Origin of the sequence: Sphingobacterium sp. BS-2, from assembly GCF_046161205.1 — a bacterium.
GTDB lineage: Bacteria > Bacteroidota > Bacteroidia > Sphingobacteriales > Sphingobacteriaceae > Sphingobacterium > Sphingobacterium mizutaii.
Map to the genome: position 1 here is coordinate 223,179 of NZ_JBIXGO010000016.1, position 25,066 is coordinate 248,244.

At 41.1% G+C, this 25,066-nt stretch carries 18 protein-coding genes; 15 read left to right on the forward strand and 3 right to left on the reverse strand.

Features of this window, described 5'->3' with window-relative positions; genetic code table 11:
• Positions 1-5: 5 nt before the first annotated feature.
• The 15 genes from ACK2WI_RS07915 (at position 6) to ACK2WI_RS07985 (ending at position 18,330) form a co-directional block, all read left to right on the forward strand.
• Positions 6-332, forward strand: a complete 327-nt coding sequence (locus ACK2WI_RS07915; RefSeq protein WP_312697362.1) for a VOC family protein — start codon at positions 6-8, stop codon at positions 330-332.
• A gap of 79 nt (positions 333-411) precedes the next feature.
• A complete protein-coding gene (locus ACK2WI_RS07920) occupies positions 412-1,440 on the forward strand; it encodes an SDR family oxidoreductase (RefSeq protein ID WP_409150289.1) in 1,029 nt (342 codons plus the stop codon).
• Positions 1,441-2,022, forward strand: coding sequence for a Crp/Fnr family transcriptional regulator (locus tag ACK2WI_RS07925; protein WP_409150290.1), 582 nt, complete (start codon positions 1,441-1,443; stop codon positions 2,020-2,022).
• 302 nt (positions 2,023-2,324) lie between these two features.
• Positions 2,325-4,460 (forward strand): cbb3-type cytochrome c oxidase subunit I, encoded by a 2,136-nt coding sequence (locus tag ACK2WI_RS07930; RefSeq protein WP_409150291.1) that lies wholly within the window; start codon positions 2,325-2,327, stop codon positions 4,458-4,460.
• 11 nt (positions 4,461-4,471) lie between these two features.
• Positions 4,472-5,470, forward strand: a complete 999-nt coding sequence (locus ACK2WI_RS07935; protein ID WP_409150292.1) for a cbb3-type cytochrome c oxidase subunit II — start codon at positions 4,472-4,474, stop codon at positions 5,468-5,470.
• Between the two features lie 2 nt (positions 5,471-5,472).
• The gene (locus tag ACK2WI_RS07940) at positions 5,473-5,751 is read left to right on the forward strand and encodes a hypothetical protein (RefSeq protein ID WP_313367075.1); all 279 of its coding nucleotides are present in this window, start codon (positions 5,473-5,475) and stop codon (positions 5,749-5,751) included.
• The gene (locus tag ACK2WI_RS07945; RefSeq protein WP_093098804.1) at positions 5,735-6,151 is read left to right on the forward strand and encodes a cytochrome C; all 417 of its coding nucleotides are present in this window, start codon (positions 5,735-5,737) and stop codon (positions 6,149-6,151) included. The genes ACK2WI_RS07940 and ACK2WI_RS07945 overlap by 17 nt, the downstream gene beginning before the upstream one ends.
• Before the next feature lie 92 nt (positions 6,152-6,243).
• On the forward strand, positions 6,244-7,611 hold the full coding sequence (locus ACK2WI_RS07950; RefSeq protein ID WP_409150293.1) for a sulfatase: 1,368 nt from the start codon (positions 6,244-6,246) through the stop codon (positions 7,609-7,611).
• A 335-nt stretch (positions 7,612-7,946) separates the two neighbouring features.
• A complete protein-coding gene (locus ACK2WI_RS07955) occupies positions 7,947-11,198 on the forward strand; it encodes a TonB-dependent receptor (protein ID WP_175486311.1) in 3,252 nt (1,083 codons plus the stop codon).
• Positions 11,199-11,211: 13 nt separating this feature from the next.
• A complete protein-coding gene (locus tag ACK2WI_RS07960; protein ID WP_409150294.1) occupies positions 11,212-12,981 on the forward strand; it encodes a RagB/SusD family nutrient uptake outer membrane protein in 1,770 nt (589 codons plus the stop codon).
• A 388-nt stretch (positions 12,982-13,369) separates the two neighbouring features.
• Positions 13,370-13,660, forward strand: coding sequence for a hypothetical protein (locus tag ACK2WI_RS07965; RefSeq protein WP_409150295.1), 291 nt, complete (start codon positions 13,370-13,372; stop codon positions 13,658-13,660).
• A complete protein-coding gene (locus ACK2WI_RS07970) occupies positions 13,644-14,363 on the forward strand; it encodes an ATP-binding cassette domain-containing protein (RefSeq protein WP_409150296.1) in 720 nt (239 codons plus the stop codon). The genes ACK2WI_RS07965 and ACK2WI_RS07970 overlap by 17 nt, the downstream gene beginning before the upstream one ends.
• Positions 14,364-14,435: 72 nt before the next feature.
• Positions 14,436-15,770 (forward strand): dihydroorotase, encoded by a 1,335-nt coding sequence (locus ACK2WI_RS07975; RefSeq protein ID WP_409150297.1) that lies wholly within the window; start codon positions 14,436-14,438, stop codon positions 15,768-15,770.
• Positions 15,771-15,773: 3 nt separating this feature from the next.
• Positions 15,774-16,820 (forward strand): LD-carboxypeptidase, encoded by a 1,047-nt coding sequence (locus ACK2WI_RS07980; RefSeq protein WP_409150298.1) that lies wholly within the window; start codon positions 15,774-15,776, stop codon positions 16,818-16,820.
• A gap of 1 nt (position 16,821) precedes the next feature.
• The gene (locus tag ACK2WI_RS07985) at positions 16,822-18,330 is read left to right on the forward strand and encodes a M14 family zinc carboxypeptidase (protein WP_409150299.1); all 1,509 of its coding nucleotides are present in this window, start codon (positions 16,822-16,824) and stop codon (positions 18,328-18,330) included.
• A gap of 331 nt (positions 18,331-18,661) precedes the next feature.
• Here the strand turns inward: ACK2WI_RS07985 and ACK2WI_RS07990 are convergent, their stop codons facing one another.
• The 3 genes from ACK2WI_RS07990 to ACK2WI_RS08000 form a co-directional block, all read right to left on the reverse strand.
• Positions 18,662-20,083 (reverse strand): SusD/RagB family nutrient-binding outer membrane lipoprotein, encoded by a 1,422-nt coding sequence (locus tag ACK2WI_RS07990; RefSeq protein WP_313367083.1) that lies wholly within the window; start codon positions 20,081-20,083, stop codon positions 18,662-18,664.
• A gap of 11 nt (positions 20,084-20,094) precedes the next feature.
• Positions 20,095-23,247 carry a SusC/RagA family TonB-linked outer membrane protein gene (locus ACK2WI_RS07995; protein WP_409150300.1) on the reverse strand — a complete coding sequence of 1,051 codons (3,153 nt, stop codon included), beginning with the start codon at positions 23,245-23,247 and terminating at the stop codon, positions 20,095-20,097.
• A 367-nt stretch (positions 23,248-23,614) separates the two neighbouring features.
• On the reverse strand, positions 23,615-25,066 hold the full coding sequence (locus ACK2WI_RS08000) for a RagB/SusD family nutrient uptake outer membrane protein (RefSeq protein ID WP_409150301.1): 1,452 nt from the start codon (positions 25,064-25,066) through the stop codon (positions 23,615-23,617).

A 25,066-nucleotide genomic window follows, 5' to 3' on the forward strand; every position in this document is an offset into this window, starting at 1 on the left:
TACCCATGAGAGTAAAAACCGTAACCAAGGATTTTTACATTCAGCAATTAGGTTTTCAAGAAATAGGATTTGCCAATTTTGAAAGCTATATGATCCTAAAAAAAGATGAGGCAGAACTTCATTTCTTTATTTTTTTGGACTTGATTCCTGAGGAAAACTATGGTCAGGTTTATATCCGAGTAAACCATATCGAACAATTATATCAAGAATTGGTAGACCGTGGTGTAACCATACATCCTAATGGAAGTTTGGCAGAAAAACCTTGGGGCCAGAAAGAATTTGCTATACTTGATCCTGACAATAACCTAATTACCTTTGGTCAAGCGATATAATCTGTTTTCATTTATTACCAATTGGTAATTGAGGGCTTCTGAATGTTCTGGTACTTTGTATTAATCAAATTTCAAAGTCATGAACAAATCAAAAGTATTGTTGACAGGGGTGACCGGGTTCTTGGGTTCTCATACCGCTATTGAATTGCTCAACAGAGGATATCAGGTTACCGGTTCTTTACGGGATATGAAGCGTGCAGATGCTATTCAGAAAGTAATTGCCACCCATACACAAAGTATAAGTAACCTATCCTTCGTACAGGCTGACCTGCTTGATAAAAGGGCATGGGTAGCAGCTTGTGAAAATCAGGATTATGTAATCCATACTGCCTCACCTTTTCCTCGTGAATTACCAAAGAATGAGAATGAATTAATCATCCCTGCAAAAGAGGGGACATTGCGTGTTCTTCAAGCAGCCAAGCAAAACCAGGTAAAAAGAGTGGTTTTGGTCTCTTCCATTTCCACAGTGGTATATGGAAAACAAATTGATGAATTGGACAATGTATTTACAGAGGATCATTGGACCGATGAAAGCAATAAACGGGAAACCGCTCCATATATGAGAAGTAAGACCATTGCTGAAAAAGCTGCATGGAATTTTATCAAAGAAGAAGGAAAGGGAATGGAATTGGTCAGTATTCTTCCGGGGGCTATGTTAGGACCTATATTGGAGGATGATTTTGGTACCTCCGCCAATATTATCGTAAAGATCTTATCGGGTAACATGCCTGCTATGCCAAAAATAGGATTTGAAATAGTGGATGTGCGTTCTGTTGCTAAATTATTGGTAGATGCGATGGAAATAGAAAAAGCAGCTGGAAATCGATACATGGCTTCTGAAGGTCATATGTCGATGAAGGAGGTAGCTGAAGTCCTAAAAACCCATTTCCCCGAAAGGAAAATCAGTACCGCCAACCTCCCTAATTTTATGGCTAGATTGATGTCCATTTTTGAACCCGCCTTAAAACCCGTATTATTAGATTTGGGTCTTAGGAGAAAGGTCGATGCTTCCAAAGCCAAAAGGGAATTGGGTTGGAAAGGACATTCAATGGAGAAGGCTATATTAGATTGTGCAAATAGTGTTATTAAACTAGGAATCGTAAAGTAAATGCAAAGGTTAAAATCCATATTGAGATTTGGGGCAATTCTCTCCGATGCGGACATCGAGGTAATTGCCTCCAACTTCAAGCAAAAACAGTTAGCAGCATCCGATTATTTCTTAGAGATAGGGCAGATTACTCACGAAATCGCTTTTATTGAATCCGGTATCGTCAGGATCTTTAAACCTGATCAGGATGGGAATGAAATCACCAAGTATTTCTTTAAGGAAAATCAATTCTTTGTTGACTTGGAAAGCTACTATTCCAGTATCCCCGCAAGTGAAGCTTTCCAGGCTGTGGTCGAAACAGAAATATATGCTATCCATAAGTTAGTTGTGGATAGATTATGCCAACAGATCCCGAATTTCTTTATCTTCCTTAAAACGATTACGGAAGCTACTTTGTTGAATAAGATTAAAGACAACGACTTCTTAAATTTTGGCAATTCCAAAACCAAGTATCTTGAATTTGTGAAGCGATACCCTCAACTTGCCTTACAGGTTCCGCAACAATATATCGCATCCTACCTCAAAATCACGCCCCAATCCTTGAGTAGGATTCGACGCGAACTTGCCCAGCCAAACCAATAAATCCCTATAAATACCCTCTGAAAATAGGACCAGCTTTTTTGTAAATCATTTATAAACAACTTGGTTTAAATTTCTTTGCAATTAATAAAAGATAAATTTGTCTTTTATTAATTCATGTCTTAACTTTGTTCAATTAAGTCATTGAATTATTCAAATAAATCCAAGCGAGGGTAGGTTGCATTCCATGCAATACTTTAACGACTTCCTGAAAACTAGACTTTTCATCAAATCGCGAATTCTTCAAATTCCTTTTATTTAGAAATATGGCTAAATCTAAATTCAAAGATCATATCGAATTTAACATGAATTCTATTTTAACTCTTAATTTAATCCTTTCGGACGATAAATCGGTCCAAGATTTACTCACACAATCCATTTTTTTCCATTCCAAGATCAGTCCGATTGAGTTTTGGATAGGTTTTCTACTGCTAGTTTTCCTGTCCATTCTCATTGTGGTGCTCCTGCTGATTGATCGAATTAAACAAGTCAGCACCTTTCTTTTAAAAGAGAAATCAAAACTGAATGTGAACCTCTGGAAAAACTCACTCAAGAAAATGAACTCCAGCCAAATTGCCCGAATTATCAAACAAAAGAGCAGGCAGGAGCTGAAATCTTGGTTACTGGCCTTTTTCCTCTTTGGAATACCCTTGTTTCCCCTGGAATCCTTAGCGCAGACTGTATCCATTGATGGTACCAGTGAATCCATCTGGTCTAAGGCAGGCATTATTATCACTTTAGTGTTGCTCTTGATACCGACCATTTTCATTCTAGTTTTATTGTTCGTCAGAATCAATCGGAGGTTATCTAAATTGAACATTAACGCCCAAAAAGATGAAGCAAAAGTAATTGTCCAAGAATTGGAAAACAGGCCTTTAGCTGAGGTTGAAAAAGAACTATTAGCCTTCCAAGAAGCCGCTGATTATAGATTGAAACCCGACGTGCTGTCCGGTTCCAAAAAAGCAGTGGACCCTAAAGGGCTATTGTCCATCAATGAAAACCATGGTATCCCGATCGTTTCCAAAAAGAAAAGATCAACCGATAGAACCAACTTCGATGTAGACCTCTCTAAAATGGTCAACTGGTATTTGATATCGGCAACAGCGTGGTTGGTTTTTGGAACCACCATTGGCGAATACCTCGGTTTTAAATTTGTTGCTCCGGATATGGAGAGCTTTAGCTGGCTTAGCTTCGGGAGGTTAAGGCCAGTCCACACCAATGCTGTCTTCTGGGGATGGGCATCCCTGGCAATGATCGGATTGGGTTATTATGTGGTTCCTCGTGTCAGTAACACCAAACTCTATAGCTTAAAATTGGGCTGGTACAGCCTAATTTTGATCAATGTCTGTGTGTTCGTGGGAACCATTTCCCTCATGGCAGGAATTAACAATAGCGGAGGCGAGTATAGGGAATATATCTGGCCTATTATGTTGCTGTTTGGAATTGCATTGGTTTTGACACTAATCAATTACTATAAAACCATTGCAAAAAGAACAACTCGGGAAATTTATATATCAAACTGGTATATAGTCGCTGCGGTAATCTTTACTATTGTGATTAGTCTAGCAGCCTATTTACCTTTTTGGCAGAATGGCCTCGGAGAGACAATCATCCAAGGCTATTACATGCACCAAGGTGTTGGTATGTGGTTTATGCTTTTTTGTCTAGGTCTAGTGTACTATTTCCTTCCCCAGCAACTCAATAGGCCTATTTATTCCTATAGTTTAGGCATTCTCGCTTTTTGGACCCAGATATTATTTTATACTCTGATCGGGAGCCACCACTTTGTGTTTAGCTCTATCCCTTGGTGGTTACAGACAGTTGCCATAGTCGGAAGTGCTGGAATGGCAATTCCTGTTATAGCAGGTACAACCAACTTTCTGATGACCTTTAAAGGATCCTGGTATAAGCTAGGAGATAGTTATATCCTGCCTTTTTTCCTGGTCGGCATCATCTTTTACTTCACCGGGTCGATGCAAGGTACTGCTGAAGCCTTTCGTGAAACCAACCTGATTTGGCACTTTACCGACTTCACCGTTGCCCACTCGCATTTGACCATGTACGGCATTATCAGCTTTTTCCTTTGGGCATCCATATATACCATCGTTCCGCGATTTACCGGAAGAGAGGCGCCTCAGATCAGTATTGGAGCCCATTTCTGGTTTGCCTTTATCGGCATGCTCATGTATACCGTGCCGTTGATGTATGGTTCAACCATGAAAGGAATCATGTGGTTAGACGGCAAGCCATTTATCGATGGCGTGACCTTTATGGCGCCTTACTGGTTATGGAGAGCCATCGGAGGTAGCCTGATGTGGCTTTCTCACCTCATTTTCGCCTATAATTTGTACAAAATGATGGCGGATGTAAAAGAATTAGACATTGCTGAAGAAATTACCAGCCAATTTGAAAATCAATCAACTATTAAAGTTCAAAAATAAAATAAACGATCATGGAGTTTTTCGACGATCATAAGAAACTATTTATTACCGCAGCGGTCTTCTTCATTGTGTTGACGATCTTTGTTGCCATTCTTCCAGCATTGAACAACCAGTTGATAAATGCACCGCTTCCTCAATCTGAACCCCTTTCTCCGGATGCTGTAGCCGGTAAGTCAATCTTTATTGCCAACGGCTGTGTGGCTTGCCATACACAACAGGTCAGGAATGTAGATATGGATAAGGTTTTCGGTCAGCGACCTAGTGTAGCTGCTGACTATGCACATAATGAAAGACTGGATGTGTGGAGAAATACCGCAACCTTGATGGGAACTGAAAGAACTGGACCTGACTTGACCGATGTAGGTAACCGCCAGCCCAGCAAAGAATGGAACTTGGTCCACCTTTACAATCCGCGTATCGTGGTCAAGGAATCCATTATGCCGGCCTATCCTTTCTTGTTTGAATACAAATCCATACCAGCCAAGGAAGACGTAGTGGTCAATATCCCAGAAGATTTTGCGCCCAGTAATGGAAAAAAAGTCGTAGCAAGCAAAGAGGCTATGCAGTTGATAGCCTATTTACAGTCATTGAAACAAGTTAAACTGGAAGCTGATGTTCCAGAATTTCTATATAAAAGGAAAGCTCAAGCCGCTGCTGGCCAAGGTGCAGCTGAAGAAGAATTGGATGGCGAGGCCTTATATGTAGCGCATTGTCAAGCATGCCACCAAGCTGATGGCAATGGGCTACCTGGAGCTTTCCCTCCTTTAAAGGGTAGTCCCGTCGTAACCGGGGATGACCTCGAATTATATGTCGATATCATTATGAACGGTTATGATAGCAGACCTGAATATGGTGTGATGGCAGCAGTGGGCGTCAATGCCGGCTTTACTGAAAAAGAAGTAGCCGCCATCATCAATTACGAGAGGACCAGCTGGGGTAATAATGGTAAAAAAGTAAAAGCTGAAGATATCAAGCAAATCGTAGATTTCGTAAAGACTCAATCCAACTAATCATGAAAAAAATTCAATTGACACTGCTTTTTAGTACTTGCATCTCCTTTTTGATGGCCTGCCCGGTGTGCGAAAGAAACCAACCTAAAATTTTGAGGGGCTGGGTTCATGGCACAGCGCCAAAAAGCGACCTGGAATATATTATGGTCATCGCCATCATCCTGATTTCATTGATTGCATTGGGCATGTTCTTAAAGATGATCATCAAACCGGGAGAAAAACAAACGGACCATATCAAAAGGTTTATTTTAAATTCTGATAATTATGAGCCAAAGAAGTAAAATATTTATTTTCATCGATGACGAAAATATTCCGATTGCTGAAACCTATAGCCCAGTGAATTTTGAACTGGATACACGGAAATTAGTAGACGGAAAACACCAATTGCGTATCGTCAGCAAGGATCCTGGCGGAAAGGAAGGGGTTCGGATTATCCCTTTTGAAGTCCGTAATGGTCCGGCGATCGAAATCACTGGAATTAAAGAAAACGCTGTAATTGACGACCTGGTCCCTATCATGATCAACGCCTATGGGAAAGGGAACTCCGAAACCTTTATGATTGATGGTAGTGAGACTCCTCAAGGTATTCCTTGGTGGGTATGGATCATCATTATTGTCTTTATGGGTTGGGCCATGTACTATGTGTTCATGTACCTATACTTACCGACTTCGGTTAATTGAGTGTTAGCAGGTTTAAGCGTTCTTTTTCAAACTTTTTGAGCTTTCTGTCGTTAATTGGGTAACTTAATTGTTTGGATACTAACCCAATTGCCATGAAGAACGCTTTAAGACCTGCCATACTCGTTTTATGGTGCCTTTGTTTTCACCTTAGCTTTGCACAACAGCATCAGCAACCCAATATCATCCTGATCTTGGCCGATGATCTGGGTATTGGTGATTTAAGTTCCTATTACCATCAATATGAAACGCCAAATCTGGATAAATTGGGAAAGGAAGGTATTCGATTCAACAATTATTACAGTGCTTCTCCAATCTGCTCACCCTCGCGCGCAGGGCTCCTAACTGGCCAACGTCCCGCAAAACTACATTTCACCACTTTCCTGAATACCCGTGAAGATAACCGGAAAAAAGAACAGGTTGATTTTCTGGATCCTTCTGTGCTGACCATGGCTGATGTGCTGAAGGCTAATGGCTATGCGACAGCTCATTTTGGCAAATGGCACCTCGGTGGTGGTCGGGATGTAAACAATGCGCCTAACTTCGACCAATACGGTTTCGATGCGTGGTCTGGAACCTATGAAAGCCCTGATCCCGATCCGGCTATCACGGCCACTGACTGGATTTGGTCCGATCAAGACAGCGTAAAAAGATGGAACCGCACAAAATACTTTGTGGATAAAACCCTTGATTTCTTGCAAAAGAACAAAGATAAACCCTGTTTTATCAATGTATGGACAGATGATGTCCATACCCCTTGGATAGCTGGCGATGATGAAAAAGGTAGATTCGACTGGAAGCCCCAAGAGGAAAGGAGCTTTAAATTTGTCCTTCAGGAATATGACCGAGAGATCGGAAGATTGATGCAAGGCTTGAAAGAAATGGGTCTAGATGAAAACACTCTGGTCATCTTTATTAGCGATAATGGCCCCTTACCCAATTTCAGGCAGGATCGTTCTGCCGGTTTACGCGGTAGTAAGCTCTCCCTGTATGAAGGAGGAATCCGTATGCCCTTATTGATGCGCTGGCCAGCAAAGATTAAAGCTGGTCAAGTAGATGAACAGACCATTATTTCTGCGCTTGATTTCCTGCCAAGCTTAGCAAAACTGGCAAAAGCTCCATTAAAGAATGCCAAGGGACTCGATGGGCAGGATCTCAGCAAAGCTTTTCTTGGAAATCCAGTAGCCCGAAACAAGCCGCTCATTTGGGAATATGGCCGGAATGACTCAACAGCCTTTAGTTTCCCTAAAAAAGTCAATCGTAGTCCCGCTCTTGCAATCAGGGATCAAGACTGGAAATTCATGATGAACAGCGATGGGAGTGATCCCGAACTGTATGACCTAAAAGCCGATCCCAATGAAAGGACCAATCTTGCGGCGGATAGAAAACAGCTCGTGATAAAATATACCAAAGCTTTATCGCAATGGTGGAAAGGATTGCCTCCTTATAGGAAAATCGAATAACCTTCTTTCTATTCTCCTTTTTAAAAAGGCTTGTTACAATTGCTTATTGAAATACATTTATTAAGCTTAATAAATGTTTATATTTTAATTAACTTGAAATTTTAAAACTTTAAATTTCTCGTTTTTTTCTTATAAAAATATATTTACAATTTAAATTGGTTGCCTAAAAAAATCATTTTGTATTTAGGTTTGATTCTCCTATTTTTCCCCAAATCTAATTAAAATCTAATACATTATGAACGTGAAATAAGATACCCTAACTCCGAACACCTATTACAAACAGAACCTTTATTAAAGCCTTTTAGGCAATCTTTTTATTCTCAATTATAACTATAATGACTCAAAAAAATCGTGTTTTTTTTGGGGCAAAGTCCTTGTCGTTGCTTGCGATGTGCTTATTGATGAGCTCACCGGAAGTCTTCGCCGAAAAAGCTGATTTTGCCCATTCCGTTGTTGCTAATCGGCAACAAACTATTTCAGGATCTGTAAAGGATGATGGCGGAAACCCAATCGTTGGGGCAACGGTGCTCGTCAAGGGGACAACAAGAGCCACCAGTACGGATGCCAATGGTGAATTTTCCATCACTGCTAATAATGGTGACGTCATCGTCATCCGTAACCTCGGTTATCTGACTCAAGAGATTACAGTAAGCAACGCCCAAAACATCAATATTTCCCTAGCACCTGACAATGCTAATATTGATGAGGTGGTTGTGGTCGGATATGGTACTCAAAAACGTGCTAATATTACTTCTGCCATCTCCACCGTCAATGGAGATGCCCTTAAAAACGTTTCACCATCCAACCTTTCCAATGCCATCGCAGGTCGTGCTCCTGGGGTGAAAGTAACAGGAACTTCAGGTCTTTCAGGGGCTACTTCCAAAATTAGGTTTAGGGGTAGTTTCGCCGAACCTTTGTTCGTTATTGATGGTATTGTGCGCGATAAAGCTGCTTTCGACGCCTTGGAAGCCAATGAAGTTGACCAGATGTCCTTCTTGAAGGATGCCGGTGCTGCTGCGGTTTATGGTACTCGTGCAGGTAATGGGGTTGTGATTGTGACCACTAAAAAAGGAACGGTCAAAAAACCTGAATTCAATATCCAAAGCAATGTGGCCATCAGTAACCCGACCATGACTCCCCTGGCAGATCTAACGACCGCCACGGATGAATTGACCTATCAAAATAGGGTTGCCGAATTCCAAGGTTTACCTATTCCAAATGGGGAGGAGGAATTCGCCTATTTCAAAGACAAAAGTTATAGTGTTAACGATGTTATCTGGAGAAACCCAGTTAGCCATAGACAGTCCATTTCCGTTTCCGGAGGTAGTGAAAAGATTACCTATTATAACTTATTGAGCTTTAGAAATGAAAATGGTTCCTATAAATCGGTGGACCATCAAAAATTCAACTTAAGGTCCAATGTTTCCGCAAATATTACCGATGCTTTCAGTATCGATATGAATATTTCTGCTAATCAGCAGAATTCCAATCGTTTCTACTGGCCGTTCAGTACCTCATCGAACGATGATGACTTTGATGTTTCCGATTTCTATCGCGTGACCTTCAACTGGCCAAAAATGTATCCTTTCTATTTGACCCAAGATGGTACCCCTAGTAATGAACCAACGGAATATCCCGTACAGACGCCCATGGGTAGCTGGCAAGCTTGGAACGTAATCGACCAGGTTATCGGTGATCGTTATATCGACCGTAAGGTTAGACAGATCAACCCGATCCTTTCCCTCAATCTGAAATTGGATAAATTGATCCCTGGTCTATCTACTAAATTTGTAGGTAGCTATATCGCAGAAGATTACCTTCGTAAGCGCTATATGAGCTTCCAAAAGAACTATACCTTTACTTCTTTGGATCCTGATGGTAACCCATTTATCCCGGCTCCGCCTTCGGAAGACCGTATTAATATCTTCACGTTCAGTCAGCAAAATCCATTTATGGATTATTACACCCAGCGTAAATGGGAATACCAAATGAACTTCTTCATCAATTATATGCAAACCTTTGGTAAGCATGATGTTGGAGCGACCTTGGTATTTGAGCAAGGTGAAAAAGGATATACCAATATCACTTCCACTGCGCAAAGCCCGATTACAGCATTGGATCAAATGCACGTTTATCCTACCGACCGTAATTTCAGATATACCAATGGTCTGGAAGGAATTGATGCTAGACAATCCATCATTGGCCGTTTCAACTATGCTTATGGCAGTAAATACCTAGCAGAAGCCTCCTTCCGTTATGATGGAGCAGCTTTGTTCCCTGAACAAAAAAGATTCGGTTTCTTCCCTTCGGTTTCTGCTGCTTGGAGAATTTCTGAAGAAGAATTCTTCGCTGGGATCAAGGATAAAATCTCCGACCTGAAACTTCGTTTTGCTTATGGTGCTACGGGTAACTACTTGGACGTAAATGGAAATGCAATCAATCCATTCTCTTTTGCTGAAAAATATGCAACCACCACAGGCTTTATTTTCGGTGACCGATACTACAATGGTTTGGCCTACGGTTCAACCCCTAACCCGAACATTACCTGGACAAGGTCAGAAAGCTACAACTTAGGTTTGGATTATGGATTCATCAACAATAAACTGAATGGTTCCATTGAGGTCTTCAAACGTGCTGAAACCAATATCTTGGGCCCTAGAACCGTATTGTTGCCAGATACCTACGGTCGTGCCTTGGCGCCTGAAAACTATGCCGCAAGAAGTTATAAAGGTGGTGAGGTTTCCGTAAACTGGAATGACAGGGTAGGCGAGGTTGCTTATGGCATCTCTGCTAACTTGGGTTATGCCGTTGATCAATGGGATGTTTTTGATGAACCAGCTGCTTATGCAGAAGGCGGACTTGAACATTTCAGATCAAGGATTGGTAGACCTAACAACGTAATCTATGGATTGAATTCATTAGGATTGGTGCGTACGCAGGCAGAATTGGATGATTTGCTGGCCAAAGGATTTAAAACCTATGGGAGGGATCCTTATTTAGGGATGATCCTTTATGAAGATATCCGCGGACAGGGTTACTCTGATACCCCAGATGGAAAGATCGATGGAAATGACGTTACCTTATTGTCGACCAACAATTCTCCAAGATGGGATTATGGTTTAGGCCTGAACGGATCATGGAAAGGTATTTCCATCAATGCATTGTTCCAAGGGGTGTTCAATTACGACCGTATGATTTCCAACCAAGAAGGTGGCGGTATGCGTCAACATGGTGGTACTTTCCGTCCTTATTACCCAATTTGGGCAGATGATGTATGGACGCCTGAAAACCCGAATGCGCAATATCCTAGACCAATCGGCTACAACTGGGCGGAGTCAGGAACGAACCCTTCAAGCTTCTGGATGCGCAGTGGCGCTTTCTTCAGATTGAAAGACCTCAATGTGGCTTATCAATTACCGACTAGCTTCACTGAAAAAATCAAAATGAACAGTATCAATTTGTTCTTCAATGGTACTAACCTGTTTGTTTTCTCCCCAATGACCGAGTTTCATGATCCTGAACAATTGAATTATGACTCTTACCCATTAATGAAGACATTCACCTTTGGCTTGGACATTAAATTTTAACCGGAACTGAATCATGAAAAAAATATTATTAGTAGCACTAGGACTATCAACCATTTTTACTTCCTGTAAGAATGTGTTGGATATCGAAGATCTCCAATCCTTGGATGAAGAAAAGGTGTGGAAAGACCCGAATTTAGTAAACGCATATATGGCAAACCTTTATACCGTTTTTGGTAATTGGAGTGCCGGTGCAGATGTATATAGTGAACAATTGGTAGGTGTTCCTTTCCAATTAAATACCATATCGCCGACTGCAGGTGGTTTCAAAACATGGGACTATACCAATATCCGCAAGATCAATACCGCAATCCAAAAGGTTCAGGAAAGTACCAGCTTGAGCCAAGAGGTGAAAAACAGCACCTTGGGTGAGGCTTATTTCCTTAGGGCTTTTGTGTACTTTGATATGCTTAGGCTTTATGGAGGTATTCCCTACATTACCGTGCCGCAGAACCAAGCGACAGATGATTTGAATACGCCGAGAAACTCAACAAAAGAGTCTTTCGAGCTGTTAGTTAAAGATTTGGATGAAGCCATAAAATTGCTTCCTCAAACGATCGAGAAATCATCTTCAAACTATGGTAGGATAGATGGTAACTTTGCAACGGCATTTAAAGCAAAAGTATTGCTTTATAAAGCCTCTCCACAGTTTAACCCTGCCAATCCTTACAATAATGCTTATTGGAAAGAAGCCAATGCAGCCAACAAAGCAGCTTATGAGCAGTTGATCAAAAACAATTATACACTGACTCCTGACTATGCAAACATCACACTGCAAGAAAAAGGTCCGGAGGTCGTATTTGCTGTAATCAATACCTATCCAAATAAGGTTGCTGCATGGGATTATGGTGTGCGTCCCGGATCAGAAAGCCGTGGCCCTGCCGGGGCAGTTCCTACTTGGGATTTTGTGAAGGAGTTCCCTATGAAAGATGGTAAGCTCTATTCAGATCCAACCGGAAAATACTTTAAATCGGATGATGATTTCTTGCAATCCTATTGGTTGAATAGAGACCCAAGGTTTGATAAATCCATTGTTTGGAACGGAAAGATCTATGAAGTTTCTGGAAAAGCTGGAAAACGTCAATATACCTCCCTAGGTATTGCTGATGCCCTTGACAACTTCGGTATCAATCCTGCAGCAGGTATCAACTCCACCAACCAAGACCGTTACAGTGGCTTCTTTATCTTGAAAAACAGTAAATTATCCCTAAAACAAACCGAAGTGGAAACCCAATATGATGTTGATTTTGTATTGATGCGTTTAGCAGAAGTGATGTTGAACTATGCCGAAACTGCCAATGAAACCGGAGATTTAGGCACAGCGCAGGATATGTTGAGCCAATTGAGGAAACGTGCCGGTATCGAAGCTGGAACCGATGGAAAATACGGTATCACAGCGACAAACCGCGATCAAATGCGTGAAGCTATTTTGGCAGAAAGAAACATCGAACTTTGTTTCGAAGGCCATCGTTTCTGGGATCTGAGAAGAAGCCGTAAATTGAAAACATTGGATAAAGGAACCAAGTTTGGTGTAGAAGCCATCGCGATTGAAGCCGATGGATCCGATATGGATATCAAACAGGCGAATGCCTTGGCTAAAACTTATCAGTTGAAGGAAGCTAACTTCAAGTACAGCATTCTTCAAGTTCCGAAAAATGGAGTTAAGGTAAGTGAAGTGCCTGATACCTATTATTTCTTCCCAATCCAACAATCTATTATTGACAGAAACCCTAAGGTTCTGCAAAATAAAGACTGGGGTGGGGCATTCAATCCTACTATGGAATAAAAAAATCAGTATATGGAGAAAGGGCTGCCTATTTGGGTAGCCCTTTCTTTTTCTTGAAATTTCAGCGGAAAATACCTTCCCATTTTATGGTTTTTATTTTGACCTGCTTCGAGAATTATTCGAGGCATGTTCGAGAATAATTCTATCCAGTTCGGAACTTTTGGGAGTTGGCCCGAATATGCCTCGAATGAGGTCCAGTTTTTCGATCTATAAATCTATTTTGATCTAGCATCTAAAATTAAATTTAGCTCCTTGGGTATTGTTTGGATTAGGCTAAAAAATAAATTCAGCAGCATGGCTTTTAGGCTAAGCATAAAATACTTTCAGTAAGACGTTGATTTATAGATTATTTATTTTGGACTTGGTTAATTTCTTAGTAGATTTAATCATGCCAATTGAACTCAAACACCTCTGGCAATTCTATAAGCCAATTTTATTCATCAACCTGGTGTTGAGTCTTGCGATGAGCATTCAATATTTTGGCTACTTCCCCTATGTGTTCATGACGGTGGGTTATTTATGCTCGGCAGCAATGGTTCGGTTTTTTGAAGGCAATACCAAATACCTGTTTTTCAATCTGGGACTTTCCCGAAAGCATCTAGTCATATACACCTTCCTTGCCAATCTTTTGATTTCATTTCTACTTATTCTAATCGTGCACTATGGATATAAAGGATAAAGAATTGTTTGTAGACTCTGTGCAGTTCAGTTATACCAGTAACAATCAGTTACTGACCGGGGGATATCTTGGATTGAAAGTAGGTGATATCATCGGGTTATTAGGACGCAATGGTACTGGAAAGACCACCTTGATGAAAATTATCTTTGGATCCTTACGGGCCCAAAATGCCTATATCAGAGTGAATGGCAAAAAGGTGAGCCAGGCATTCCCCACCAGAGAAGTTTGCTACCTTCCCCAAGACAGTTTTTTGCCCACTTCATTCCGCGTGAAAAATGCCATATCGTTTATGCTCTCTGATCAAGAAAGTAGGGCAATTGTAGAAAGTGACGAGTTGATCAAACCCATTTTGGACAATAAGATTGCAGATTTAGCCGGAGGAGAGCTCCGCTATTTGGAAATCATGCTATTGGTAGAACAAAAAGCAACCTTCCTGCTACTGGACGAACCCTTTTCAGGGATATCACCCATCCTGAAAGAGAAAATCCAAGCACTATTAGTTGAAAAATCAAAAGTAAAAGGTTTCTTGATTTCCGACCATGATTATATGAATGTGCTGGATGTTGCAACCCAATTGTTGTTGTTGGAGAATGGTGGTTGTCGAAAGATCAACCGAAAGGAAGAGCTGGAGCAATTCTATGTTCCGCTAGGAACTTTTGATCATGGAAATACCCCTGATACTGATAGCAAAAACAGCTTTTAAATCGCGCTTATTCTCCCATAGGCTCCTTGAAATTAGTATATTTGCTTAGCATAACCTTTAAAGATAAATTACATGTCTACAATATTGATAAAGAATGCCCATGTTGTGAATGAAGGCAACATTCAGGTGCAGGATCTTTTTATAAAAAATGGCAGAATAGAAAAAATAGCCGATACCATTGAAACCAACGCCGACCAAACCATTAACGCAGAAGGCCTACATCTTTTTCCGGGATTGATCGATGATCAAGTCCACTTCCGTGAACCGGGCTTGACCCACAAAGCGGATATCTTTACAGAAAGTAGGGCAGCAGTAGCAGGGGGAACCACTTCCTTTATGGAAATGCCAAATACGGTTCCTAATACCTTAACCCAAAAGTTGCTTCAAGATAAATACGATATTGCCCAAGATAATTCCTTGGCCAATTATTCCTTCTTTATGGGTGCTGCCAATGATAATTTGGACGAGGTGCTGAAAACCAATCCTAGGGATGTATGTGGTATTAAGGTATTTATGGGTTCTTCCACGGGAAACATGTTGGTGGACAATGAAAAAGCTTTGGAGGCTATCTTCAGCCAGGCACCTACATTAATTGCCACCCATTGCGAGGATGAAGCAACCATACAAGCTAATCTAGCGAAATTCAAGGAACAATATGGCGAAAACGTAAGCATTGAAATGCATCCTTTGATCCGATCTGCTGAAGCTTGTTACCTTTCCTCATCCAAGGCTGTGGAATTAGCAAAAAAGAACAATACCAGACTTCATATCCTGCATATTTCAACCGCTAGAGAAACTGGATTATTTGAAAACAATATTCCATTGGAGCAAAAACGAATTACAGCTGAAGCATGTATCCACCATCTATGGTTTTCGGATGCCGATTATAAGAGCAAAGGGAATTTCATTAAATGGAACCCTGCCGTAAAAACAGCTGATGATCGTGATGCTATCCTTAAAGCAGTATTGGATGGCCATATTGACGTTATTGCAACAGACCATGCGCCACATACTTTTGAAGAGAAATCTCAACCTTATTTACAGGCACCTTCTGGTGGACCATTGGTACAGCATGCCTTACAGGCTTTGCTTGACCTGGTAAAAGAAGGAAAGCTGACCCTTGAACAATTGGTTCAAAAGACTGCGCATAACACGGCGATATTGTTCCAGATTGAACAGCGAGGCTATATCCGCGAAGGATTTTGGGCTGATTTAGTATTGGTTGATTTAAACAAACCATATACCGTTACAAAGGAGAATATTCTATCCAAATGTGGATGGTCTCCTTTTGAAAATCATACATTTACATCTACTATTGAACATACTATTGTTTCCGGACTATTGGCATATACCGATGGTAAGATTCAAGAGGTAGGTTCGGGACATCGTTTACTTTTCAATCGTTAAGCAATGGATAAACGTTCATTTATTAAATCTTTGGGGATAGGTTTAGCCGCTATGCCTTTATTTGGAAAATCAGAAGCAATGGCAGTAGCCAATCAGATCCAACCTTTGCTGAAAGGCAAGGTTTTGAAAACTGGTGATACCATTGGGATCATTGCGCCTGCCAGTGCAGTGACTGGCGAGGATTCCATTACACAGACCAAAGAAGTGTTGGAATATTTTGGTTTCAAAGTAAAGGAAGGGAAATATATCAGGGAGCGCTATGGTAATTTGGCTGGTACGGATGATCAACGATTAGAGGATTTACATGCCATGTTTGCGGACAAGTCCGTGGCAGGGATCTTATGTATCCGTGGTGGGGCAGGAGCTTCCCGTTTGTTGAAACGTATCGACTATAATATGGTCGCTAAGAATCCAAAGGCCTTATTAGGCTATAGTGATATCACGGCTTTGATTATGGCTTTCCAAGCTAAAATTGGCATGGTAACTTTCCATGGGCCTGTGGGTACCAGTACATGGAGTAATTTTGTAGCTAAGACCTTTGCAGATCAATTTATTGAGAATAAATTGGTTAGCTATAGCAACCCGGTTAAGAAAGGGGACGATATTATCCAGTACAAGGATAGGATAACGACCATTAACCCTGGAGTTGCAGAAGGAAAATTATTAGGCGGTAATCTAACCCTGATTTCAGGTCTTTGTGGCTCTGAATTTCTACCTGATTTCAAGGATAGCATCCTGTTTTTGGAAGAAATCAATGAATCCCCAGAAAAAGTAGACCGGATGTTCTGTCAATTGATGAATGCAGGTATTCTTTCACAAATCAAAGGTTTTGTGTTTGGAAAGTGTACCGATTGTTCACCATCAGGGGGTTATGGTTCCTTAAATCTGGACCAGATCCTCAGAGATTTTATCAAACCACTGAACATTCCTTCTTACTCTGGTGCGGTTATTGGACATATCAATGATCAATTCTTATTACCGGTTGGTGTTAAAGCTAGAATTGACGCCAATAAGGGTACAATAGAGATTTTAGAAAAAGCGTTAGTATAGTATGAAATTTTTTGTCATTTCCTTAGGCCTATTGGCCGCAACGACTTGCAGCAATCCATTTTCAGGTTCCTCTAACGGAAATATTCCTGGGTACAATTTGGATACCGCACAAATGAATAAGATCCATTCAACCTATAAAGAATCAGGACTTGTTTCCAGGCGATTTAAACATAAAGACATTGACTCCCTTCTGCAGTTGCATAAGAAGAGCAATGTGTTTAAGATCACGGAAATAGGCAAGTCGGTTGAAGGTCGTTCGATCAATGAGTTGGAATATGGAAATGGTGATAAAAAAGTAATGCTCTGGTCCCAAATGCATGGTGATGAACCAACAGCCACCATGGCATTGTTTGACCTGTTTAACTTTTTGGAAGGAAAGGATGATGGTTTTGACAGCGTCCGGACTTTGCTGAAAGATAAATTGAATATTCACTTTATCCCGATGTTGAACCCGGATGGTGCTGAGCGCTATCTTCGGAGAAATGCCCAAAGCATAGATCTAAATAGGGATGCGCGCGCAAACCAGACGGTTGAGGGTGCACTTCTGAAATCAAGGGCAAAGGAAATCCAGCCCCGCTATGGTTTCAACCTGCATGATCAAAATATTTATTACAATGTGCCAGGTACCAAGAATCCTGTGACCATTTCCTTATTGGCTCCAGCCTATAATACAGAGCGTGAAATCAATGAGGTAAGGGAAGGGGCCATGCAAATCATCGTGGGAATGAACAAAGTGTTGCAGCAGTATATTCCAGATGCGGTTGCAAAATATGATGATACCTATACGCCAAGAGGTTTTGGGGATAATTTCCAATCTTGGGGTGCAAGTACGGTTTTAATTGAATCTGGAGGCTTGAAAGGTGATCCAGAGAAACAGGAAATCCGAAAATTGAATTTCGTGATTATCCTCAATGCCTTGATGGAAATAGCCCAAGGAACCTATGAAAATTACGATGCCAAGGGTTATGAAGATATTCCATTCAATGCTAGCAATATGCATGATATCGTTATCCGAGGTTTGGAATTTGGGTCTGATTCTATTCCATTGAAGAGTGATATCGCTATCAGACGTGGTGAAACTACCGATGGTAGAGACTTCTTCGTGCGTGGAAGGGTTGAGGATATCGGTGACCTTCCTGAATCTTTTGGCTATGATGAAGTCGATGGAATCGGGCTGAAATTTATCCAAGGTAAAATTGCGGAAAAACCTGTCGCAACCTTGGAGTCCATTACGCCGGAAATAGCGTTTGACCTTTTGAAAAAAGGTTATATGGGCGTCCAAGTGACTGCCTTGAAACCTGAACAGGCAAGTATGCTGCATAATTTACCAATCCATATTTTCGGTAGCCAAGCCTTCGCGGCCACCCCATTTATCGACCTCGGCGGAACCGCCAATTTCTATATCGGCGACTCCAACGGAAATTTGAAATACGCCATTCTAAATGGATACTTAATCGATCTTTCCAAACCATTGAGTGAAGTGGGGCTGTTGAAGAATAGGGTGTTATAGATATGAGATGTGAGATATGAGATCTGAGATAGAAAGGTTAGAGATATGAGATGTGAGATATGAGATCTGAGATCTGAGATAGAAAGGCATTTATAGAGAAAATGGATTTTATATAAATTTTAAAGGGGACCAATTTTGGTCCCCTTTTTTGTAGAGTTAATATCTCAATACTCAAATCTCATATCTCAATACCTTGAGGAGTTAATATCTCAATACTCAGATCTCAAATCTCAATACCTTGTAAAGTTAATATCTCAATACTCAAATCTCATGTCTCAATACCTTAAGGAGTTAATATCTCAATACTCAAATCTCAAATCTCAATACTCCCTTACGGTTTATCCCACCAAAGCTCAGTGCTTAATGGCACCTCTGCTGGTACGTTGGAACCGTTTTCGGTGATTTCATCGGCTGGATAAGCTACACGGCGGATAAATTTGCCACCTAGTACAGCACCAATTGGAAGTTTGAAGTCTTTGTATTTGTAATCAAAGCGGCGTACATCGTTCCATGCTTCGGCATTGAGGTAGGTTACGATGTATTTTTCGCGGAAGATATCCAATAGGGTCAGGTTTGCCTGGCCTACGGAGATTGCCGTGATGTATTTCGTTGCATCAGCTGCAGGAACACCTAATTTATCCATGCTGGCCTTGACACCGGCAAGGAAGGCAGCGTATGCTACAGGTTTGTTATTGTCTCTAAATGCGGCTTCTGCTTCAATGAATTTTACTTCAGCATAGGTCAAGATCATCAATGGAGATGACTCACTGCTTACCGGTGATTTTGAGCTGATGTAGCATTCATCACGAACGGTATTCGCTGCACCTACGTTTCCTTGTCCACTTACTGTCCCTACATACACACCATGCACTGTTTTTTCAGTGATCTTGGAGATTCTTGGATCTTCAATTCCGTAGGTTTTTCCATTCATTTGATCAATGAAATTACTGCCTAACCAGCCATCCAAGTTGTTCAATAAGTTACTGATCGAAATCGATGCCCATGGGTTTACACCATCAAAAGTTGACATGCCTACATCCTCAGCATTAGATTCTAGGGAGGCCTGCGCTGCAGCCAAAACTTGTTTTGGATTATATGCCGCTTTCTTGCTGATTTTGTTCAGGACACGTGCTTTTAGTCCATTGGTCAGTTTGATCCATTTGTCAAGGTCTCCGCCACATAATAGATCATCTTTTTCACTCAATTCTTGGGTAGCATCTGTTTTTTTGAAATTCTCTAGGGCCTTGTTGATCAGGTCCACTTGAGCTTTATACAAGTCTTCTTCTGAGTCAAAAGGTACGGTCAGTGTTTCCTCTTTTCCAAAAGCTTTGCTGAATGGAACAGAGCCCCAAGTATCAGCAACTAAAGCCAATTGGTAAGCTGTTAAGGCTTGCGCAACGGCTAAGTGGTGGGTAGCACCAGCTTCTTCAGACTTGACCATAAAGTCATACAGGTCAGCTAAAGAATAAAAAAGATTGTTCCAGGTAGAGGAATTATTGGTGATCTGATACGTATCGGTATCCGAACCACCAGAAGGGCTCGCAAAATATTGCGAGTACTGATTGTTGAAATATGCGATCCTATAGTTGTTGAATGCAGCCTTATGTGTGGCCGTAGTCAATAGGGCGTTCAAAGGTGGAGTTTGAACCAAGTTAGGGTTATCGGTCAATTCGAAATAGTCCTTACAACTGTTCAAGGAGAACAGTGCTAGGGCCAATAAGGAAATTTTACCTATTTTGATGAATTTGTTCATGATCTTAAGAATTAAAAGCCAACATTTAAGCTAAATAAGAAGCTTCTCACAGCAGGGTAAGTCATCCCCGCGAAACCTTCGATATTGGATCCACTCGCTGTGGTTGAGTTTTCAGGGTCATAACCTGAGTATTTCGTCCAAAGTGCAAGGTTGTTTCCAATCAAAGAAACTCTAGCATTCTTAACAAACTTGTTTTCTAACCATTGTTGTGGTAAGCTATAGCCAATGGATACCGAACGTAATCTTAACCATGAAGCGTCTTCCACAAAGGCCTGTGAGTTACCACGGAAGTTATCTCTGTAATAACCATTTCCATAATCCACACCATTCTTAGGGTCTTTTCCTTGACCTAACCACACTTCTTTGGTGTTCTTCGATCCGTCTGCCAATACCCCGTCAAATACTTTGTAATCATTACGGTTCTCCGTGTAATCGGCTTCTCCGAATGCAGCCATAAAGTTTCCTAATTGGTTGTAACGGTATTGTCCAACGCGCGCATCAACCAATACATTTAAGGATAGGCTCTTGTAGTTGAAAGTATTGTTCCAACCGCCAACCCAGCTAGGTTGAACATTGCCTAATTTCTTAGGAACAGAAGTTGATTCCAATACTGGGAAACCATTTGCACCGATCAACATAGGACGGCTTTCATCGTATTCACGTGTTTTGTCCAATCCTTGAGCGATTTCATCAGGAGTATAGTAACGTTTGTATGTTCTACCGTAAAGTGTTCCATAAGACTCTCCTGGACGGATACGCATGGAAACGGTAGAGTTTAAGTATCCATATTCAGAGGAAACCACGATTTCATCGTCCAAATCTTCACGGATATACAGGATCTTGTTTCTGTTGAAGGAGAAGTTGATATCAGAGTTCCATGAGAAGTTGTCTATCTTAACTGGTGTTGTGTTCAAGGTAATCTCCAAACCTCTGTTACGGATACTACCTGCGTTAATTGATGCAGTAACAAATCCGGTTGTGGAGGATACAGGTACTTGGATAATCTGGTCCTTACTTACCGAGTTGTAGAAGTTAACATCTAACCCTAATCTAGAATTTAAGAACTTCATCTCCATACCCACCTCATAAGTATCGGTAAATTCAGGTTTCAATTGCGGATCACCCAGTAATGAAGGTCTTGTAAATCCGATATATCCTGTTGGTAAGTTAGTATATGGAGCAAATCCAGCACTGGTTGAGTAAGGAGCTGCATCTTTACCAATCTGTGCGTATGATAAACGCAATTTAGCGAAGTTAATGGCTTCAGGCATGCTGAACTGGTCTGAAAGCACATAACTCAAGGTTGCAGAAGGGTAGAAGAATGAACGATTATTCTTGCTCAATGTAGAGGTGATATCATTTCTACCCGTCAAGGTCAAGAATAAGTAATCCTTATAAGCTAAGTTCAACTCACCAAAGAAACCCATCAATCTGTATTTTTCATTGTAGGTAGCTGCTTTAATGATATTGGCATTGCCTAGGTCAAACCAGTTGTAAACCGTTAAATCACCACCTTCTGTTGCTGTTCTTTTGATGAATCGATCATACACGTCCTGACCGACACGTAATGTTGCATTCAGGTCGTCGTTGAAATCATGTTTGAAGGTTGCAATGAAAGTGCTGGTCAAAGCCCTGAAATTATTGTTGTAGACATTGTAAAATCCACGACCATCTGCTCCTTCAACACCATTATCATAAACTAAGCGCTCATCCGCTAGGCCTTGGTAACCTATTGCTGTTCCTTCGCGATTATCTCTGTAAGCATCGATACCCACGCGGTACATCAAGTCTACCCATTTCGCTGGTGAATAGGTTAAGTCAAAACCTCCGATTACACGTAATACATCATCTTTAAATCTGTTTGTATGTGCTACATAGATCGGGTTGTCGGTTTCACCATAAGATTTCATGGTTCCATTATCCATAAGGTAATCCCTCACATTGTATCTTGGTGTCCAATATATCAACTGCTCGGCATAGCGATTGGCATTTCCACGGTAACCACCAGAGTTGGTCACGGCAAGGGAAGAACCGCCTTTTAACTTTTCACTTAGGGTGAAATTGGTGTTCAAGCGAGCCTGGTAATTTTTGAAATCAGTTGCAGGAAGTACACCATTGTGTTTCAATTGGGAAACGGAGGTCAAGAAACTGAATTTTTCGGATCCACCGGAGAAGCTTAGGGAATTACGGAATTGGTTTCCGGTTTCGAAAGCTTCTTCAAAAGGTTTGTATAAGGTTGCTGGGTGCGTAGGATCTACTTTTATAGCATCAGCTACAGTAGGACCCCAAGCAGGCCAGAAATCGTCTTTATCATAAACACCTTTCCATCCTTGGGTATAGGTGTCCTGCATTTTTGGGAATTTGTTTACATTTTCAAAGCCAACTGTTCCTTGATAATCAATCTTCAAGGATCCTGCTTTTCCACTTTTTGTGGTGATGATGACAACACCGTTTGCACCACGTAATCCATAAAGTGCTGTAGCCGCACCACCTTTAAGGATATTGATGGTTTCAATATCATCAGGGTTGATGTCGACAGAACGGTTACTCATCCCGCGTACTTCTGCACCACCTTGTGTTGAAGTCGAGTTATCCATGAGGATACCATCAATAACGAAAAGCGGTTGGTTATCCCTAGTAGGGTCGATTGAGTTGATACCGCGGATTTGGATATTCGCACCTTGACCAGGAGCACCACCGGTAGAGCTGATGGTCGCGCCAGCAATCTTACCTTGAAGGGCATTGACTAAGTTGGGTTGTTTGTTGGAGTTCAAAGTGGCACTGTTCACACTTTGGGCACCATATCCAAGCGATTTTTCACTTCTTTGGATACCTAAAGCTGTCACTACAACTTCATCGATTTCACTGTCGTCGTGTTGAAGTTGAATGGAGATGTTCGTTCTCCCGCTGATAGGAACCTCAAGAGGGGCATATCCTACAGCACGAATCAACAGGGTCCCGCTGCTTGGTGCATTCAAAGTAAACAATCCGCTTTCATTACTGGAAGTTCCTTGTTGGGTTCCTTTTACAAAAATAGAAGCCCCAACAATTGGTTCACCTTCGGCGTTAGTCACCTTTCCAGCTATGGACAATTGTTGCGCGGAGAGCATCTGTATGGAACATAATGATGCAACCGCAATTGATAAGCAAGTTGGTAAATTCATCTTTAGAGTTATTGGTTATTAGATAAACGAATATAACGGATTCATGTTAAAAACAATGAAAAAATTGCAAAAAAATGCATAGCTCATTGGTGGAACGTTACTGTATTGGCGTAATATTATGGGATTTGTTAAAATCCTTGCGTTTTTGTGAAGATTTTGGCAAAAAAGATAAAGTGTTGTTGAAAAATCCCTTTATTGGAGATGGCGCTGGTTACATCTTTTTTGTAATCATCTGAATAAGCAGGTAGTAAAGGGTTTGGTCTTGGTTTATCCTCGAGTCTGTTGGGTGTGCGGAGTCGATCCCGCATACTTTTTCAATAAAAAAGGCGGTCAATCTGACCGCCAAATTCTGTTTAAAAATTGTTGCTTAATACCCTGGGTTTTGTTGTGCTTCAAGACCTGGGTTTGCATTGATTTCTACTTGTGGGATAGGTAGTATGGTTTTAAAGAAAGTCCTGTTGATGGATTTTTCTCTATGTGACATCGTCACACCCACATGTTCATCGTTAAAGGTAATGGTTTTATTCGTGCGGATCATGTCCCAATAACGCTGACCTTCACCGTAAAGCTCCTTGCTCTTCTCATCCAAGATCATGGCTTCAGTAACGGTTGCAGTAGTTGCTGGAGCCAACTCTGGAGCACGCTTGCGAATTTCATTTAGATAAGTAGCGGCTTTAGCTTTATCTGCTGATGGTTTTTTCAAGGCTGCTTCTGCTGCATTCAGATAGACTTCAGATAGACGAGCCACTTTAATATTGACTGCAGTATAAGTATCCTTGCCATCTCCGTCTTTTTCAACTGAGCCAACATATTTATAGCAAGCTGCCTGACGATCTAATTCATCTTTCGTGAAAATTCCCCAACGAACATCTTCTTCATCTTGTCCTAATCGTGACAAGAAATAGTCTGAGGCGGTGAAGTTACCCAAGGCATTATTGTCCTTGTTCCTTAAATAATAGAAACCTAAGGAAGCAGAACCTAAATCACCTTGGTCCTTTGCTAAAGTGATCTCAAAAATAGACTCTTTACCAAATTGATTTGCCCAGGAAGGCACCCACTCTGCATTCGAGTACAAAGAATACACTTTGGAATCAATAACTTCTTCGGCAGCCGCCAAAGCTTTGTCGAAGTCACCCATGGTCATGTAAACCCTAGAAAGTATCACTCTATTGGCGTAGTAATTAATGTAGCCGTTTGCTTTCGTTTTAGGAAGCAAATCTGCCGCAGCAGTAAGGTCCTTTACGATCTGTCCGTAAACTTCTGAAACCTTATTACGGAGAGGTTGTGCAGAAGTACTTAAGGCTTCAGTAACAATAGGCACACCAAGTGCATTCGGGTCCTGCGTATAGGTTTTTCCGTAAAGTTTGACCAACTCAAAGTGCAACAATGCCCGGATGGTCAAAGCTTGACCCTCAAAATTATTAAAATCCAGTTCAGTTCCAGCTGCTTGTAGGTCATCAATACTTTTGATGATATTGTTTGCTTGCATGATCGCATTGTATCCATCTGCCCAGAAGTCTGAATAGTTATTGTTATTTATGGAATGGTTGAAAACATATAAAGCATCCAATCCGCGACCTTGCGAAACGATGGTCAAATCGCCACCCTTTGCATCTCCATAGAGCATTAAGTTTCTCCCAAATAAGCTTGATTTTACAATTTGTCTTGTCAAACCATTGATCATCACCTTTGCATCCGCAACGGTTTGGATCGTTACGCTGGAATCGGTGGAGTTGGTTGGTTTTACGTCCAAGAAATCCTTACAAGAAAATAATGATAAACTTGCAAGGGCTATGATATATAATGAATTCTTTTTCAT

Excerpts from the sequence above, each read along its gene's own strand:
- ACK2WI_RS07915 (WP_312697362.1), top strand. The coding sequence starts at position 6 with ATGAGAGTAAAAACCGTAACCAAGGATTTTTACATTCAGCAATTAGGT.
- ACK2WI_RS07920 (WP_409150289.1), top strand. The coding sequence starts at position 412 with ATGAACAAATCAAAAGTATTGTTGACAGGGGTGACCGGGTTCTTGGGT.
- ACK2WI_RS07925 (WP_409150290.1), top strand. The coding sequence starts at position 1,441 with ATGCAAAGGTTAAAATCCATATTGAGATTTGGGGCAATTCTCTCCGAT.
- ACK2WI_RS07930 (WP_409150291.1), top strand. The coding sequence starts at position 2,325 with ATGAATTCTATTTTAACTCTTAATTTAATCCTTTCGGACGATAAATCG.
- ACK2WI_RS07935 (WP_409150292.1), top strand. The coding sequence starts at position 4,472 with ATGGAGTTTTTCGACGATCATAAGAAACTATTTATTACCGCAGCGGTC.
- ACK2WI_RS07940 (WP_313367075.1), top strand. The coding sequence starts at position 5,473 with ATGAAAAAAATTCAATTGACACTGCTTTTTAGTACTTGCATCTCCTTT.
- ACK2WI_RS07945 (WP_093098804.1), top strand. The coding sequence starts at position 5,735 with ATGAGCCAAAGAAGTAAAATATTTATTTTCATCGATGACGAAAATATT.
- ACK2WI_RS07950 (WP_409150293.1), top strand. The coding sequence starts at position 6,244 with ATGAAGAACGCTTTAAGACCTGCCATACTCGTTTTATGGTGCCTTTGT.
- ACK2WI_RS07955 (WP_175486311.1), top strand. The coding sequence starts at position 7,947 with ATGACTCAAAAAAATCGTGTTTTTTTTGGGGCAAAGTCCTTGTCGTTG.
- ACK2WI_RS07960 (WP_409150294.1), top strand. The coding sequence starts at position 11,212 with ATGAAAAAAATATTATTAGTAGCACTAGGACTATCAACCATTTTTACT.
- ACK2WI_RS07965 (WP_409150295.1), top strand. The coding sequence starts at position 13,370 with ATGCCAATTGAACTCAAACACCTCTGGCAATTCTATAAGCCAATTTTA.
- ACK2WI_RS07970 (WP_409150296.1), top strand. The coding sequence starts at position 13,644 with ATGGATATAAAGGATAAAGAATTGTTTGTAGACTCTGTGCAGTTCAGT.
- ACK2WI_RS07975 (WP_409150297.1), top strand. The coding sequence starts at position 14,436 with ATGTCTACAATATTGATAAAGAATGCCCATGTTGTGAATGAAGGCAAC.
- ACK2WI_RS07980 (WP_409150298.1), top strand. The coding sequence starts at position 15,774 with ATGGATAAACGTTCATTTATTAAATCTTTGGGGATAGGTTTAGCCGCT.
- ACK2WI_RS07985 (WP_409150299.1), top strand. The coding sequence starts at position 16,822 with ATGAAATTTTTTGTCATTTCCTTAGGCCTATTGGCCGCAACGACTTGC.
- ACK2WI_RS07990 (WP_313367083.1), bottom strand. The coding sequence starts at position 20,083 with ATGAACAAATTCATCAAAATAGGTAAAATTTCCTTATTGGCCCTAGCA.
- ACK2WI_RS07995 (WP_409150300.1), bottom strand. The coding sequence starts at position 23,247 with ATGAATTTACCAACTTGCTTATCAATTGCGGTTGCATCATTATGTTCC.
- ACK2WI_RS08000 (WP_409150301.1), bottom strand. The coding sequence starts at position 25,066 with ATGAAAAAGAATTCATTATATATCATAGCCCTTGCAAGTTTATCATTA.